Origin of the sequence: Neorhizobium sp. 2083 (genome assembly GCF_031455615.1) — a bacterium.
Taxonomy (GTDB): domain Bacteria; phylum Pseudomonadota; class Alphaproteobacteria; order Rhizobiales; family Rhizobiaceae; genus Neorhizobium.
Window position 1 is genome coordinate 48097 of sequence record NZ_JAVDTC010000011.1, and the last position, 15114, is coordinate 63210.

Annotated in this window: 11 protein-coding genes; 5 read left to right on the forward strand and 6 right to left on the reverse strand. The window is 60.9% G+C overall.

Annotated elements, in window-relative coordinates; translation table 11 throughout:
- Positions 1 to 791: 791 nt before the first annotated feature.
- The 4 genes from J2X76_RS28925 to J2X76_RS28940 form a co-directional block, all read right to left on the reverse strand.
- Positions 792 to 2132 carry an HlyD family type I secretion periplasmic adaptor subunit gene (locus tag J2X76_RS28925; protein WP_113130500.1) on the reverse strand — a complete coding sequence of 447 codons (1341 nt, stop codon included), beginning with the start codon at positions 2130 to 2132 and terminating at the stop codon, positions 792 to 794.
- Positions 2133 to 2142: 10 nt separating this feature from the next.
- Positions 2143 to 4290: a type I secretion system permease/ATPase gene (locus tag J2X76_RS28930; protein ID WP_405030116.1), complete on the reverse strand. Its 2148-nt coding sequence runs from the start codon at positions 4288 to 4290 to the stop codon at positions 2143 to 2145.
- Positions 4291 to 4301: 11 nt separating this feature from the next.
- On the reverse strand, positions 4302 to 6305 hold the full coding sequence (locus tag J2X76_RS28935) for a hypothetical protein (RefSeq protein WP_310221013.1): 2004 nt from the start codon (positions 6303 to 6305) through the stop codon (positions 4302 to 4304).
- A 119-nt stretch (positions 6306 to 6424) separates the two neighbouring features.
- A complete protein-coding gene (locus J2X76_RS28940; protein WP_310221015.1) occupies positions 6425 to 8110 on the reverse strand; it encodes a hypothetical protein in 1686 nt (561 codons plus the stop codon).
- Positions 8111 to 8810: 700 nt separating this feature from the next.
- Between J2X76_RS28940 and J2X76_RS28945 the strand changes: the two genes are divergently transcribed.
- Both J2X76_RS28945 and J2X76_RS28950 read left to right on the forward strand, forming a co-directional pair.
- Complete coding sequence (locus tag J2X76_RS28945; RefSeq protein ID WP_310221018.1) at positions 8811 to 9560, forward strand: response regulator transcription factor; 750 nt, start codon at positions 8811 to 8813, stop codon at positions 9558 to 9560.
- Positions 9502 to 10035: a hypothetical protein gene (locus J2X76_RS28950; protein ID WP_113130505.1), complete on the forward strand. Its 534-nt coding sequence runs from the start codon at positions 9502 to 9504 to the stop codon at positions 10033 to 10035. Before J2X76_RS28945 ends, J2X76_RS28950 begins: the two co-directional genes overlap by 59 nt.
- Before the next feature lie 15 nt (positions 10036 to 10050).
- Here J2X76_RS28950 and J2X76_RS28955 read toward each other — a convergent pair whose 3' ends face one another.
- The gene (locus J2X76_RS28955) at positions 10051 to 10317 is read right to left on the reverse strand and encodes a DUF6894 family protein (RefSeq protein ID WP_113130506.1); all 267 of its coding nucleotides are present in this window, start codon (positions 10315 to 10317) and stop codon (positions 10051 to 10053) included.
- Positions 10318 to 10533: 216 nt separating this feature from the next.
- A complete protein-coding gene (locus J2X76_RS28960; RefSeq protein WP_113130507.1) occupies positions 10534 to 10839 on the reverse strand; it encodes a hypothetical protein in 306 nt (101 codons plus the stop codon).
- 645 nt (positions 10840 to 11484) lie between these two features.
- On the opposite strand from J2X76_RS28960, the gene J2X76_RS28965 reads away from it, so the two are divergent.
- The 3 genes from J2X76_RS28965 to J2X76_RS28975 all read left to right on the forward strand — a co-directional run bounded on the left by J2X76_RS28965 (position 11485) and on the right by J2X76_RS28975 (position 15100).
- Positions 11485 to 12069, forward strand: coding sequence for a cupin domain-containing protein (locus tag J2X76_RS28965; RefSeq protein WP_113130508.1), 585 nt, complete (start codon positions 11485 to 11487; stop codon positions 12067 to 12069).
- 72 nt (positions 12070 to 12141) lie between these two features.
- Positions 12142 to 13449, forward strand: a complete 1308-nt coding sequence (gabT, locus tag J2X76_RS28970; RefSeq protein ID WP_113130509.1) for a 4-aminobutyrate--2-oxoglutarate transaminase — start codon at positions 12142 to 12144, stop codon at positions 13447 to 13449.
- A gap of 97 nt (positions 13450 to 13546) precedes the next feature.
- Entirely contained in the window at positions 13547 to 15100 is a 1554-nt protein-coding gene (locus J2X76_RS28975; protein ID WP_310221023.1) for an acetolactate synthase large subunit, read from the forward strand.
- The last annotated feature ends 14 nt before the right edge of the window (positions 15101 to 15114 follow it).

The window sequence follows — 15114 nt, forward strand, 5'->3', positions numbered from 1 at the left end:
GGGCCGATGATCGAATTTCGGCCCGGACGGCTGGCCTATGCCTATCCTTAACGCACGCGAATCCACGGAGGATTTTCCGGTCTCAGGTGTTCGCATTTGAGGCTGGGCGGATCACGAGGAAGCTGTCGGCCAAATTATTGACCGGCTGCCAACCCGGGCAGCCGGTCAATCTACCACGCCGATACCCGAGGCGTTCTGCTCAAGTCCGCACTACAAAATACCACAATCACAGATCGGCGATATTGCAATTGAGCCACACCTCAAGTGTAACTTTCCAATATCTAATTTAGAGGATGATTCCCGAGCGGATATTTGTTCCAAAGGATGTACTTCGGAGTGCAGCCGATGGTAAAAATTGAAAATCAACCAGTGATTATTAAATTCAAACATAGATACAACGATTGAGAGAACCTAATCCTTTTGATTGAGTTGATGTGGTTTGCAGATGAGGGAATAATACTTTTGCCAAACAGACTGCTGAAGGCTCGAACGGGAAAAACGGTCGGGCCTTCTCCTTTTGGTGAACCTGACATTTGCCAGGCTTCGTGGTGTTATGTGATCCCGAGGCGTCCTGTCGGCCTCGATCTACTCCCCCTTTGGGGGCGCCCTCGCTGTTTCGTCGGCGAGGGTTTCTTTTATGGGGCACGGCGGGAAAAGCATGCCAGCCACCTTCGAGACGCTCGTCGACGGCGAGCGACATGGCGGCGGACGACAGCGAGCCTACGCCTTTTGAGGTATCTTCGACCGGCTACCGCCCTCGACAGCGCCGCGCCCTGACAAAACGGCATGTGTCAGCGCTCGGTGAACGCCCTCGACATGCTGTCCATGATCGGCTTGGCCAGATAGCTGAAGAACGTCCTGACCGTCGTCTGAATCATGATTTCCGCCGGCATGCCCGGCTGCGGGGTAAACCCCTTGATACGAGCGATCTCGTCGGGCGAAATATTGATGCGCGTGATATAGACATCATGGTTGGTAAGGCCCGCCTTGCTATCCTCCATCGCATCCGCCGAGACGTAAAATACCTCGCCCCTCAGAACCGGGGTGGTGCGCTGGTTCAATGCGATGAGGCGGACCGTTGCCTTCTGGCCGACCTTGACGCTGTCGATCTCGTTGCGGGCCACCTTTGCCTCGATGATCAGGGGAACGCCGGCGGGCAGGATCTCCATGATCCCCTTGCCGCTTTCGATGACGCCGCCGGTCGTATGGTAATAGGTTCGCACGACAGTGCCGGAAACCGGCGCAAGGATCGTGGCCCGGCGCAAAACGTCATCGGCTTCACGTGACTGTTCGCGTGCCGCATCGCGGTCGCCCTGGATCGACTGCAAGCGGTCAAGCGCCTCTTCCCGATAGGTCTCCTCGGCGTGCGATATCTCCTGCTGTCCCTTCAGGAGCTCGGCTCCGGTCTCCGCGACCTCCGATTCCAGACGGCCGATCTGCCCTTCGGCGTCGGCGATGGCCCGCTGAAGCGCCCTGACTTCGGTGGCGCGCAGCAATCCCTTGGTCAGCAGAACCCGTTTGGTATCGTATTCGTCCTTGAGCAGCACGAGCTGCCGCGACATCGCCTCGCTGTGCCGAAGGTAACCTTCGCTGCGGAACTCCAGGGCTTTCATGTTCTGCTTCAGCAGCGAAAGTTCGGTGGCGAGCTTCATCCGCTGAGCCCTGAAGTTCAGCTGTTGGGTGAGGATGATCGCGGAGACATCCGGATCGTCCTTGAATTGGTTCAAATAGGCCGAGACGGTCATCGTCTCGGCACCCTCTGACTGGGCGGCAAGACGGGCGGCGGTTGCCTCCAGCCGGATGCGCCGAAGGAAGAGCTCCCGCTTCTTGGCCTGCGACGCCGTTTCATCGAGCCTGACCAATGGCTGGTTTTCCACCACCTGGTCGCCTTCGTCGACCAGCAATTCCTTGATGATCCCGCCCTCGAAATGCTGCACGATCTTGTTGCGCCCGGTTGCGACGAAACTGCCCTGGGCGATGACGGCTGCCGCAAGCGGCGCCGTCGCGGCCCATGTGCCGAAACCGCCAAAGGCGATGGCCGTTAAAGCCAGACCGGCCACCGTCTGTTTCCAGACCGATCGGGGAACTTCCGAATACCATTCGAGATCGTGAACCTTCGCAACGGCAGACATGACACAACCTCTATTGCAACTGATGGCCGAACGAACCGGTATTGATATCGATGCCGCGGGCTTCGATCGCCTTCAGCACATCGGCGCGCATCCCGAACAGCGCGACGGTGCCGTTCGCCAACAGCAGGACCTTGTCGACGCTGCTGAGGAGAGACGGGCGCTGCGTGATCGTGGCGACGGTTATCTTGTGTTCCTTGGCGTGGCGCAGTGCCTGGAGCAGCGCCGTATCGCCGGCATTGTCGAGATTGGAATTCGGCTCATCCAGCACCACCATCCTCGGATCACCGAAGAATGCCCGCGCAAGCGCAATACGCTGCTTCTGCCCGCCGGAAAGCGGAGCGCCGTCGGCCGCGACCACGGTTTCGTATCCGTGCGGCAGGCTGGCGATCATCTCATGAACATCGGCCAGCATCGCGGCCCGGTAGATCTGCTCGTCATCCGCATCCAGCCGCATGCGGGCGATATTGGCCTTGATCGTGCCGGGAAAGAGCTGCACATCCTGCGGCAGATAGCCGATATTCTCGCCGAACTGGCGCTGGTCCCAGTTTCTCAGATCCATCAGATCCAGTCGCACGCTGCCCGAGGTCGGCAGGATCGACCCGACGAGCATTTTTCCAAGCGTCGTCTTGCCGGCGCCGGAATTTCCGATGATCGCCAGGGAATCGCCCGGCTGCAGGGCGAACGAAATGCCGTTGAGCACCACCCGCTTGGTTCCCTGCGGCACATAGAGGAGGCGCTCGACGTCGAGGCGCCCCTCCGGCTTCGGCAGGTTCAGCCTATCGAAATTCAGGGGCGAGGATTTCAGGAGTGCGGTTATCCGGGCGTAGGCCGCGCGGGATTGGCTGTATTGGTTCCAGCCTTCGATGGCACCTTCGATCGGCGCCAGCGCGCGACCGGCGATGATGGAGGCGGCGATCACCATGCCGCCCGTCAGCTGCCCTTCGATCGACAGGAAGGCGCCCCAGCCGAGCATCGCGATCTGGGTCAGAAGCCGGCAGGCCTTCGATATCGCCGCAATGGTGATGTTCCGGTCCTGGGCGATGACCTGCGATTTCAGCGAGGATGCCGTATCCTTGCCCCAGATCTGCACCGTCTCGGGGATCATCGCGAGCGCATTGATGATCTGTGAATTGCGGGACATCGATTCCAGATGAAGGTTGGCCTTCACCTGCGCCGTATTGGCTTCGGCAAACGGCTCGGCGGTCATGCGCTGGTTGATCTGGGTGAAGACCAGCAGCATCAGCGCCGTCAGGACCACGATGCAGCCGAGGTGCGGGTGGATGAGGAAGACCGCCACCACGAAGAGAGGCGCGATCGGCGCATCGAGGAACGAGAGCAGGGTCCTGGAAACAAGGAACGAGCGAACCTGCTGAAGATCGCCGAGCACCTGATATTCGCGACCGTTGCTCTGGAGCGAGGCACGGGCGGCCGCGCTTAGGATCGGAGCGCCCAGCTGGGCTGCGATTTCCACCGCCGTCCGCATCAGGATGAAACGCCGAAGCGCGTCGAAGGCCGCCTGCAGGATGACGGCGCCGATGATCACGATCGTCAGCATCACCAGAGTGTCGAGCGAGCGGCTGGTCAGCACCCGGTCGGATATCTGGAACAGGTAGGTCGGGATCGCCAGCACGAGGATGTTGCTGGCGATCGTGAAAATCATGACGATCGCCAGGTTCCGCCGCACGGCCGTGACGCCGGCCTTCAGGCTGGCCGAAAAGTCGACCGGCGGGAGACGCTTGTGAAACGTTCCGTCGCCGCCGCCACCGGTCGACGGCTGCTTTCCGAAGGTTTTCGTCTCGCTCCGCAACGGCCCGGTATCGGCATCGATGGTGATCATGCCTTCCGGCGCCTTTGCCTCCGTCGCTTCGCGTACCGTCGGCTTCGGCTCGATTTCCGGTTCGATGATGCGGTCATTGGCCGGCATGGGCAGGATATCGGCTCCCGAGGAGCTGCCATTCGCCCGGGATTGGCTCGGCGGTGAATTTCTCGGTTCCAGCCGGGATACGGTTGCTGAAGAGGCTGCGCCATCCGATGACAGTTTCAGGCATTCGTCCACAGCGCGCTCCAATTTTGCATAGACATCCTCACCGGCAGGTTGTTGAGCTTCATCGTGATCTTGGGCCTGTTCGAGGTCGGCCCTTCTTTGGGCGTCCGACATGTTTTTCCCCATCATCCGAGTACATGTTGCAATCCATCGTTCTGATAGTGGCCGTCGTGGTCTACGGGTACGCCGTAGCCGGGCTCGTCCGGATTGGTGTGCGAGGTTGAATCGTCGAGGAAAGCCACCGCCTCGTTGACCAGCGCGTTGGGATCCTGCGCGGCGAGTTCCGGATGGCTCGAGATCAGCCCCGACTGGTAGAGCGTTTCCTGGGAATATTGCTCGCCGCCCACATAGGTATGGCCGAGAGAATCAAGATCGGCGATCGCCGCATTGTTGATGAGCGCATTTCCCCCGGTCGAAATCGACCATGTCGCATCCGCGTGGGGATTGATGGCATTCATCGCCAGGGCGATCTGGTCGCTGTCGCCGACGATGTTGGTCTGGCTGATATACTGGATATTCAGCAGGTCGCCGCTGATATAGAGAACGCGCAATCCGGCCATTCCCGCAAACGCCGAGTCTGTCAGAACGCCATGCGGCAGATCCCTTCCGCCGCCGGCAAAATCGTTCGCTGCATCCAGATAGGCCGAAGGCAGTGCGCTGAAACGGTCGGCGCCGCCGATATTGTAGATATGGGCCTGGTTCCAGAGCAGGTTGCCGGCGGTGGAAATCGATCCCTCGCCGGTCGTTCCGAAACCCGTAACCGCGCCCACCACGTCGTTGTCGAACAGGATGTTCGTCTGGTGGATGATATTGGCGTCGTACAGGCTGCCGCCGATGATGATCAGATCATAGGAGTGGCCGAGCTCGTAGATCGAGGTCTGGTTCACGCTTGTATTGTCGCCGCCGATCACCCTGGTCGTGGCGCCGGAAGAGGACAGGATGCCGACGTCATTGTCGGACATGAAGATATACTGTTCCAGCCAGTTGGCGATCAGCAGATCCCCATGGATTTCCGTGACCGCCCAGCTTCCGGGATAACCGCTGCCGGCGTGTTCCGAAGCGCCGCCGTCCTGCAGCGGATCGACCCGGTGGAAATTCGCGATGTTGAACATTTCGTCCGGCGCGTCACCGCCGGTCCAGTGGCTGATTGCCGAGGTGACGGCGTCCGTATCCTGGAGGACGTTGACCTGGATGACCGCATTGATCTCGAAATGGTCGCCAACGACCGCCGTCACGGTCGCGGCGGTCCAGATATTCTTGAGGACGGCATCGTTGACGACGGTATTGTTGCCGCCAATCAGTTCCACCGAAGCCTCTACCTGGACCGGACCTTCCGCAAATACCTTGACGCCTGGTCCGCCGTCCGCAGCGTCGTCGTCGGATCCCGCGCCATCATCCTCCTTGAAGGAATGGTGATCTTCCAGCTTCGGCGCCTCGTCGACCAGAAGGCCGTTAACATAGATGCCGTCGATTGTCGTGGACTGATGGACGAAGGCTCCCGCGGGTGCGGGGTCTGCCGAAAGGGCTTCCAGCTGGTCCGCGACGGTCTTGATGATGTCGATCAGGTCCGCCGTGGACGTCGGCATGTCGAGATGCCCGATCGGCGAATCCGAGATAACCTGTTCCGCCGTATTCAGGAGCTCGCGGTTATCGATCGGCGTGGGGTCGAACCTGAGGCCATGGCCCCCTACCCCGAAACTGTCGTTGTCTGAAAGAGAGGCAGCCTGAACGATGAAATTCGCGACCGAGCCCGGAGGCTCGATCTGCCACGTGAGGGAATTGCCGCCGAAATAGAACGGATGCACGTGGTGCGGCATCTCGTGCGGGCCGTGATGCATCCTGATTTCCACCTGCGGAATGATCGGATGATCGTATCGGCCGACAAAGTGGGGATGCCAGATGGGCGTGAAACTCGCTGGAGCCTTGTAGACCAGGGACGGATCGAAATCGATCAGGTCATAAGGCGCCTCGAAGTGGGACTGCGGCGCGGTCGATTGCGGGACGGCTTGCTCGGGCGCGTAGAGCGAGAAGTCACTATAGGCCTCCCGCAACCGCGCATCCTCGACATTCGTGTGGAAGAGGCCGATGAAATGAGCGATTTCCTGGGTGATCGTGTCCATCGTCGTCATAGCCGCTGCCTTTGTATGGGCATGCCTGCATCACAGGTCGTTCGGAATGAGGGACTGCGCAGGGGTCTGCGCAGTCCACGATGTGAAGGTCCCCGCTGGAGTGGAGGACGACTGTCGGCTTAGACGCTGCCGCCGTCGTGGGTGTCGTCGCCCGCCACCGTGCTGTGGAGGTCACCGCCGACGATGGTCATGTCGATTGCGTTCTGCTGCAGGTTCGCACCCATCACGATGTCCTGGTTGAAGGCGTGGGTGTCGATCGACGCATCGGCCGAAGCGGAGCTCGTGCCGGTCACGAAACCGTCGTCACCGTTGTGCGAGCCCCAGACACCGCCGTCGCCGCCAGCTCCGCCGGCGCCGGTATAGGCCAGGCCGCCATCGCCGCCGGCAGCACCGGCACCGCCGAATGCCCAGCCGCCTACCGCGCCACCGCCGGTACCATCGGCCCATGCGCCACTCAGTGCCGCACCGCCTTCGCCGGCACCCGATGTTGCGTCACCGCCGGTAGCATCGCCGCTGGTTGCCGCGTCGGATGTTGCTGCGCCACCGGTACCAGCGGCACCTGCTGCGCCGTCGCCACCAAGCCCGGCACCAAGCCCGGCGCCGAAACCAGCTCCGAGACCGGCCCCGAGGGCACCGCCGCCAGCGCCGCCATCACCGGCATCCGCGGTGTCGCCACCATCGCCGCCGTCACCGCCGGTCGGATCGCCGCCGGCACCACCAGCGTTTCCACCACCGTCACCGGCAGGGCCGCCCGCGCCGCCATCGCCGTCCGCGAAGATCGGATTGATCAGGCCGAGACTGCTGCCGATCGTGGTTGCCGATGCTCCGCCGGTCGAATCGCCGCCGTCTCCGGCGTCGGAAGCATTGCCGCCGGTGGAGTTGCCGGAATTGCCGCCTGCAGCGCCGTTGCCAGCCGTATTGCTGCCGCCCTGATCGCCGTCGCCGGCAAAGGCGAGCCCGGCGCCAAGGCCGAGGCCAAGACCCAGGCCGAGACCGAGACCGTCGCCACCATTGCCGCCACGGCCACCGATACCCTTGCCGCCATCGGCATCGCTTTCGGCATCGCCGCTGTCGCCGTCGCCGCCGTCGGCATCGCCGCCTTCGCCTTTACCGCCGGCTGCGACGCTTGCGGCCAAGCCGCCCAGGCCGTCACCGCCAACCGCGAAGCCGCCAAGCGCCGTACCGCCGTTGCCGCCGTCACCGCCATCGGCATCTGCGTGGCTTCCGCCATTGCCGCCGCCGCCGCCGGCATTGATACCGTCGGAGGCAAGCGCAATGCCGCCCTCGGCAGTGCCGTTCAGCTCGAACGAGCCGTCATTGCTGACGCTGGCGTTTTCAAGCTTGTCATTGTCCTGAATGTTGGCGACCTGGCTGAAGACGTTGCCGACATCGTTGCCTTCACCGGTCAGGGCGTTGTTGAGCACATTATCGATACGGATGTTGAACATCCCGTCGATGGAGCTGTGGTTCATGTCGACATCGGCAAAATCATCGTCCGTCGGCATGTAGTGATCAAGATCGACACCGACATCGACGGTAACGCCGACGGTGGTCTCATTGACGTTTTCGTTGAAGTTGCCGTTACCGTTGAGGTTCAGGTTGCCGTTGCCGTTCAGGTTCAAATTACCGTTGCCGTTGCCATTCCAGTTGTCGTTGTCGTTCGTGGAATCGCTGGTCTGGTTCTGGCTTTGATCGCTGGACTGCTGCTGCTGCTGTTGTTCCTGCTGCTGCTGTTGCTGCTGCTGTTCCTGGCTGTCCGACGGATCGTCGACAACAGTGTTGAACGCGTTGCGTTTGTCTACCATCACAGTATCCTCTTATGACTGCGACAGCGTGACCGCCATTCATCTTCTTGGGGTCTTTGCTCGTCGCTGTTGAAGTGAATCATTGGCCTCTGGCGACAGGGCGCGCGTCAACGCGACCGTTCGCCGGTCTTTCTCTCGTGATGTCTGATTTTTAAGCTCTCCCCTAGTTTCCCGAGAGGCTTTGAAAGGGCGGCGCTGTAGATCGCTTATGCGCTACATCATGCGCCAACGAACGTTCTTAACGCTCATTCTCAAGTACTTCGGGATGGAGGCACTGTGTCCCCATTGAGCAGAAGAAATAAGGTAATATTTCGATCTAGCGCGACCTGATGAATACTACATCAGCATAGTCAGATGGGTTAAATGGTCTAATCAAGAAGACGTAGGCATCTAGATAATGATTTTCCCCTTATGTATGCAGCAACTCGCTCGCCTTGAGAGGAAACGTTGCATGATCATGTTTCGTTCGCGTCAAAACGACCTTGGGAACTGCGTTGCGTCGTCGATTCGATCTATTCTGTAAATCGTTCGGTCTATTCCCACCATTCGGGTCTTGGTTTACCGTTCCAGAATAAGATCTTCGGAGCACGACTTTGCGTGTACTTTCGATCAACGACTTGAGGGGGGCCTATCCATGCAGATTCCGCATGGTGTTTCACAACATGTCGGCCTTGATCTGGCAACAAACGCCTTGAAGAGAATGAATGCGATCCGAACACTCCTCTTCATCTGCTCGCCGGGAACAATCTCCACCGCAATGACGGCGGCCATCGAAAGCGAGTTTCCGTGGCTCTGCGTCAAGACGGTTCCCGACCTGAAGCTCGCCTCGGCGGAATTCGACAATCCGGTCCAGCTCGTGCTGGCCGATGTCCGCCTTGCGTCCGCCCTCGCCGAATACTGGCCGCAGCTTGCTCGGCATCATTCCGCGGCCGCGCTTGCGCTGATGGGAACCGATGACGGCGAAATCGCCTCCGACCATCGAAGGGCGAAAGAGCTCGAAGTCGTCCAGGGAATTCTTCCGTTCAACGTCAATCTGGACGTCTTCCTGTCCGGCCTACGGATCATATTGAAGGGGGGGACGTATTTCCCTTCAACGAGTTACCGGGCCCAGAGAAATGAACCTGCGGAAGCAAGCGAGGATTCGGCCGACCCGAAGCCTGCCTTGTACGCCGCCGGCAGGCAGGCGATCGAAAAGCTGACGAAACGCGAGAATGAAATTCTCGCGCGGATGGCCATGGGCAACCAGAACAAGATCATCGCGGCCACCCTCGGCCTCTCCGAACATACGGTCAAGATTCACATCCACAACATCATCACCAAGCTCGGCGTGCATAATAGAACGGAAGTCGTCGCTCTCTATTTTGAATATCGGCGCAAGGATACGACCGGCAATGCAGGCGACACGAACCGCGGCCAAGACGGCCGCTCCTTCTCAGGCGACAAATACTAGGCTCCGGGACATCCTGCTCCTGATCGGACAGCTGAACTATACCTGGACAAATACGGAAAGCCTGTTGATCCATATGATCGCCGGCCTTGCCCGGGTGGACAAGGAAACGGCGATCGTCATCTTTTTGACCCTGAACACCACACGGGCCCGCATCGACCTCGTTGAACGGCTGACCAAGATGCGCAAGACCGCACCGGCCTGCCGCAAGGAAATCCTGGAGGCCACCCATCGTCTTTCCGACGAGGCGAAGCTTCGCAACAAATACAACCATTGCATTTATTCATTCGATCCCGACAGCGGCCGCAACGTCACGCAATCGATGCGGATCTTCGAAAGCAGGGACGAAATCAAATACGGAAAGATCGAGGAACTCGACGCACGCGAGATCGGACGGATCCGGGAAAGCATCAACTCCCTCGTCGCGATCAACAAGACGTTCTGGCAGATCACCGAACGGTACGGCTTCCCAACCTGAAATCCGGACGGAGCTTCACGCCAGGCTCGGCATCGTTATGCCGGGCAGGAAGCCTTTGAGCGCATCGGCCAGGGTGACGATCGAGATGAGATGGCCGGCATCGTCAGTGATGGAAATCGCCCGCAATGCCAGCGTTTCTCCCTGCTGAATATGATCGACGATGATGTCTCTCATTCCGGAGATGACTTCGGCTGTGGCTCCCTCGAGATCGACGAAGTCGAGCCCTTCGGTATCCGGAATGAAACCGTCTTTCAAATCGACATTCAGGAAATATTTCACCATGGACCCAACTCCCGGGGGTTAGCCTGGCGGCCGCTTGAAACTGCGAAATCCAACCCGTCGCGGAAGCGGCGCCCACATCCTCCAAGCGCTTACTCCCCATCTTCCGATCTGCCCTCGGGCTCGATCAGAACATTAGCAAATATATAAATTACCCATGGCACCGGTCAACCTGGAATTGACGGCTCGCTTTGGAAACTGGTGAATAATTCATCTTCATCACTTGGCATCCCGTTCGGCCGCCGTCGGTCCGGCCGAACCGCCTGTACGCTTTTCGGTCAACCAGCGCCTTGCCAGGTGCATGTTGATGCTCGCCCAGTCATGGTTCAGGGCGGCAATGAACAAGCTGTCATTGTGGAGAATAATTTCCTGCAGGTATTGCTGCAGTTCAGACGCATTCCCATCAAATTCGACCAGCCAGGTCGTTCCGGATAATTTGCAGGCTACGAGTGGCTGAATTCTTTTCCGCGCCCGATTATATGCCTCGACCTTCTCACAATCCAAGATAACCAGGAATACTGCCATGTATCTTACCTCCAGGCGGAGGAAACAGATATTGATGCGCAAAGTTCCATTTGGAAAATGGCGGAGTTTTTCGGGCTGGGCACAAGTTTCGCCAGAGTAGTTATACTTTCGGGCGTCGGGTCTGCTATCCAGTCCGGCGCCGGCTTCCTCTGGCGGAGCGATTTCAAAGAGGGATTGCTTCCGCGGAGCGATCCGCGAAACCCTGGACTGTGGGACTTATCCGATCGGCGCCGAATAGCTGTGGCGAAACCAGCGCCAGCTCGTGATATGTGTCCCGGCCGCAGGTCGACGAGCAGCGCGGACATGGCATTTCCACCGCGCCGCAGCCGCAGCATCGGGTGCCCGTATACGGTTTGGCAGGATGAGCTTCGCAAACCCAGCCCGTATCCTTGCAGTCTCTGCACCTGAACATCAGCGAAATCCTCTCTGATCCGCAGGGCAACAGGATAACATGCGCATGAGTCGCAGGCAGTTGCGCCAAACGAGCTATATCCGTAAGCCTATTGGCGGATAGGGTTCGGGCCACGATGGCATCCAATCTCACCGACGCCATCTTGCGCATGCCCGGCCTTGCTCAAAATATCATCCAGTTGATCGCCATCCTGATCCACGGCATAACCGATCCGAACAGCCGGGACGTTTGAGATGGATGAAAAATTCGATATCGGTGCGCGCCTCAACGCCATGCGCGTGGCGGCCGGCCTTTCGCAGCGCCAGCTCGCCGAGCGGGCCGGCGTACCGCATGCTCAGATATCCAATGTCGAGACCAACAAGGTCAGCCCCTCCGTTTCGACGCTTCGCAAGATCCTCAGCGGCCTCGGCGTCGGCATGGGCGACTTTTTCGAGCCCGAACGCAGCCCGCCGAAAGGCCCGTTCTTCTCGGCTCATGAGCTGGTGGATTTGACATCACAGGTCGCCACATCCCCTATCTCGGGCGGCGACGGCAAGTTGATCTTCCGCCAGATCGGCGATGCACGGGCGCATAACCTGCAGATCCTCCACGAAATCTATGAGCCGCATGCCGATACCGGAGAGACCCTTTTGCAGCATGCCTCCTCGGAGGGCGGGTATGTGGTCGAAGGCGAACTCGAAGTAACCGTCGGCGAGGACGTGCGTGTCCTCAAAGCCGGCGAGGCCTATCTTTTCGACAGCCGCGTACCGCACCGGTTCCGCAACCTTTCGGACCGGCAGACGATCGTGATTTCGGCCTGCTCGCCACCCTATCTTTGATTTTTTAAATCCCGCTTGCTCAAAATAATGAGCAAGACTATAGCTAGGTCATCGATTTCAGGGGATATCGTCATGACCGTTTCAGCAGATCTGCAGTCCCGCCAGAAAGCCGCCGTGGCGGGCGGCGTCGGAACCCGGGGCATCTTCGCTCAGAAAGCCTTGAACGCCGAGCTTTGGGACGTGGACGGCAAGCGCTTCATCGATTTTGCCGCCGGCATCGCCGTCAACAATACCGGCCATCGCCATCCGGCGGTGATGCGCGCCGTCGCCGAACAGGCCGAGCACTTCACGCATACCTGCTTCCACGTCGCGCCTTACGAAGGCTACGTGAGGCTCGCCGAGCGGCTGAACGCGATGGCGCCGACCGGGGCCGAAAACCGCACCATGCTGGTCACCACCGGCGCCGAAGCGGTCGAGAATGCCGTCAAGATCGCCCGCGCCCATACGGGCCGCGCCGGCATCATCGCCTTTTCGGGCGCCTTCCACGGCCGCACCATGCTCGGCATGGCGCTGACCGGCAAGGTCATGCCCTACAAGAAGAATTTCGGCCCCTTCCCGGCCGATATCTACCACGCGCCCTTCCCCAATCCCTATCTCGGCTTCTCGACCGAAGAGGCGATCGCCGGGCTCGACCGGCTGTTCGCCGCCGATGTCGATCCGGAGCGGATCGCCGCCTTCATCGTCGAGCCGGTCCAGGGCGAAGGCGGCTTCAACGTCGCGCCGAAGGAATTCCTCGTCCACCTTCGCGAAGTCGCGGACAAATACGGTATCGTGCTGATCGCCGACGAGATCCAGGCCGGCATGGCGCGCACCGGCAGGATGTTCGGCTTCGAACATGCGGGCGTGAAGCCAGACATGATCACGATGGCCAAGGGCCTTGCCGGCGGCTTCCCGCTGTCGGCCGTCACCGGCAGAGCCGAGATCATGAACGCGGCCCATCCGGGCGGGCTCGGCGGCACCTATGCGGGCAATCCGCTGAGCGTCGCCGCCGCCAATGCCGTGCTCGACGTGATCGAGGATGAGAAGCTCTGCGAACGCGCAGCTGAAGTCGGCCGGCGGATCACCGAGCGGCTGACGGCGATCGCTTCCCGCCAGGGCATGGAGCATATCGGCGACGTGCGCGGCCTCGGCGCCATGGTGGCGTTCGAAATGGTCGAGGATCGTCAGTCGAAGGCGGCCTCCCCTGTCCTCACCAACCGCATCATCGCCGAAGCGGAGGCGCGCGGCCTTATTCTCCTGTCTTGCGGAACACGCCTCAATGTGATCCGTTTGCTGCCGCCGCTCACCATCGAGTGGGAGGTTCTGGAGGAAGGGCTCGCCATTCTCGAAGCTTCGATCGAAGCGGCATTTTCCGACGCAACCGCTTCGGCGGCTGCCTGAGCCAACCAGGCCATGCCGACCGCGGGGCCGTTCGGGTTCCGCGGTGATTTTGGCTGCGGTCGCATGTGGGCGTGCCGCAAGAAATGAGGAAAAGCCCATGAACGGCGCCGATATGCTCTGTGATGTCCTTCTGGTGAACGGTATCGACGTCTGTTTCGCCAATCCCGGGACATCGGAAATGCATTTCGTCGCGGCCCTCGACCGCAAGCCGGCCATGCGCTGCGTGCTCGGCCTGTCGGAAGGCGTCGTGACCGGTGCCGCCGACGGTTATGCCCGCATGGCGGACAAGCCGGCAGCAACCCTTCTTCATCTCGGCCCCGGCCTTGCCAACGGCCTCGCCAACCTCCACAACGCCCGCCGCGCCCGCACGCCGATGCTCAACGTCGTCGGCGACCACGCCTCCTATCACCTTCAATACGACGCGCCGCTCACCAGCGACATCGAGAGCCTTGCCCGGCCGATGTCCCATTGGGTCGGACGCGCCGCCGGTGCCGCCGATATCCGCCGCTGCACCGAAGACGGTTATGCCGCAGCGCTGGCCAACCGCGGCATCTCGACCATGATCCTGCCGGCCGACGCCGCCTGGGGCGAGGTCTCGCCGGAGACGCTCGCTAGAGCGGTAATCCCGGCACCGCCGAAGATCGACCCCGAAACGCTGAAAGCCTCGGTCGCCGCTCTTCGCAGCGGCAAGCGCGTCGTGATCATGCTGGCAGGCCAGGCCCTTCGGGAAAAGCCGGTCGAAACCGCAGGCCGCATCGCGGCCGCCACCGGCGCGGTGCTGTTCTCCACCTCCTCTGGCCGCAGCGCCCGTGGCGCCGGCCGTGCGCTGGTCAGGCCGGTTCCCTACAAGATCGACTTGGCGCTCGACGCACTCAAGGATTTCGAAATCGCCATCTGCATCGGCGGCCCGCGACCGGTCACCTTCTTCGCCTATCCCGGAAAGCCGAGCACGACTTTGCCGCCCTCCTGCGAGGTCATCCAGCTCGCCGAGCACGAACACAATCTCACGGAGGTTCTCGCAACGCTTGCCGATGCGCTCGGCGTTAAGCAGGATGCGGACTTCGCCCGCAACCGGCTCACGCAGAACGACATCCAGGTGCCGACCGGCGCGCTGACGCCCGACGCCATCAGCTTTGCGATCGGCCGGCGCCTGCCGGAAAATGCGGTCCTCATCGATGAAGGCCTGACCTCGGTCGGCCAGTATCCGGTCCTGGCATCGGGACTGCCGCCACACGAGCACCTGCCGATCACCGGCGGCGCCATCGGCATCGGCATTCCGCTCGCAGCCGGCGCCGCGATCGGAGCGCCTGATCGCAAGGTCATCGCGATGCAGGCGGACGGCAGCGGCATGTACACGGTGCAAGGCCTGTGGACCCAGGCACGCGAACAGCTCGACGTTGTCACCGTCGTCTTCGCCAACAGCGCCTACCGCATCCTTCAGGGCGAAATGACCAATGTCGGCGTCAACGCCTATGGCCGCAACGCCCAGCGCATGCTCGATCTCGACGCGCCGAAGCTCGACTGGTGTTCACTTGCCAAGGGTCTCGGCGTCGAGTCCGGCCGCGCGACGACGATCGAGGAATTCGTCAAGCTGTTCGACGGCGCGCTCAGCCGCAAGGGACCGTTCCTGATCGAGGCCGTCATCGACTGATCACTGCGGAGCGC

Bases quoted from the DNA above. Each gene is read 5' to 3' on its own strand.
- J2X76_RS28925 (WP_113130500.1), bottom strand. From the start codon at position 2,132: ATGTCTGCCGTTGCGAAGGTTCACGATCTCGAATGGTATTCGGAAGTT.
- J2X76_RS28930 (WP_405030116.1), bottom strand. From the start codon at position 4,290: ATGTCGGACGCCCAAAGAAGGGCCGACCTCGAACAGGCCCAAGATCAC.
- J2X76_RS28935 (WP_310221013.1), bottom strand. From the start codon at position 6,305: ATGACGACGATGGACACGATCACCCAGGAAATCGCTCATTTCATCGGC.
- J2X76_RS28940 (WP_310221015.1), bottom strand. From the start codon at position 8,110: ATGGTAGACAAACGCAACGCGTTCAACACTGTTGTCGACGATCCGTCG.
- J2X76_RS28945 (WP_310221018.1), top strand. From the start codon at position 8,811: ATGAATGCGATCCGAACACTCCTCTTCATCTGCTCGCCGGGAACAATC.
- J2X76_RS28950 (WP_113130505.1), top strand. From the start codon at position 9,502: ATGCAGGCGACACGAACCGCGGCCAAGACGGCCGCTCCTTCTCAGGCG.
- J2X76_RS28955 (WP_113130506.1), bottom strand. From the start codon at position 10,317: ATGGTGAAATATTTCCTGAATGTCGATTTGAAAGACGGTTTCATTCCG.
- J2X76_RS28960 (WP_113130507.1), bottom strand. From the start codon at position 10,839: ATGGCAGTATTCCTGGTTATCTTGGATTGTGAGAAGGTCGAGGCATAT.
- J2X76_RS28965 (WP_113130508.1), top strand. From the start codon at position 11,485: ATGGATGAAAAATTCGATATCGGTGCGCGCCTCAACGCCATGCGCGTG.
- gabT (WP_113130509.1), top strand. From the start codon at position 12,142: ATGACCGTTTCAGCAGATCTGCAGTCCCGCCAGAAAGCCGCCGTGGCG.
- J2X76_RS28975 (WP_310221023.1), top strand. From the start codon at position 13,547: ATGAACGGCGCCGATATGCTCTGTGATGTCCTTCTGGTGAACGGTATC.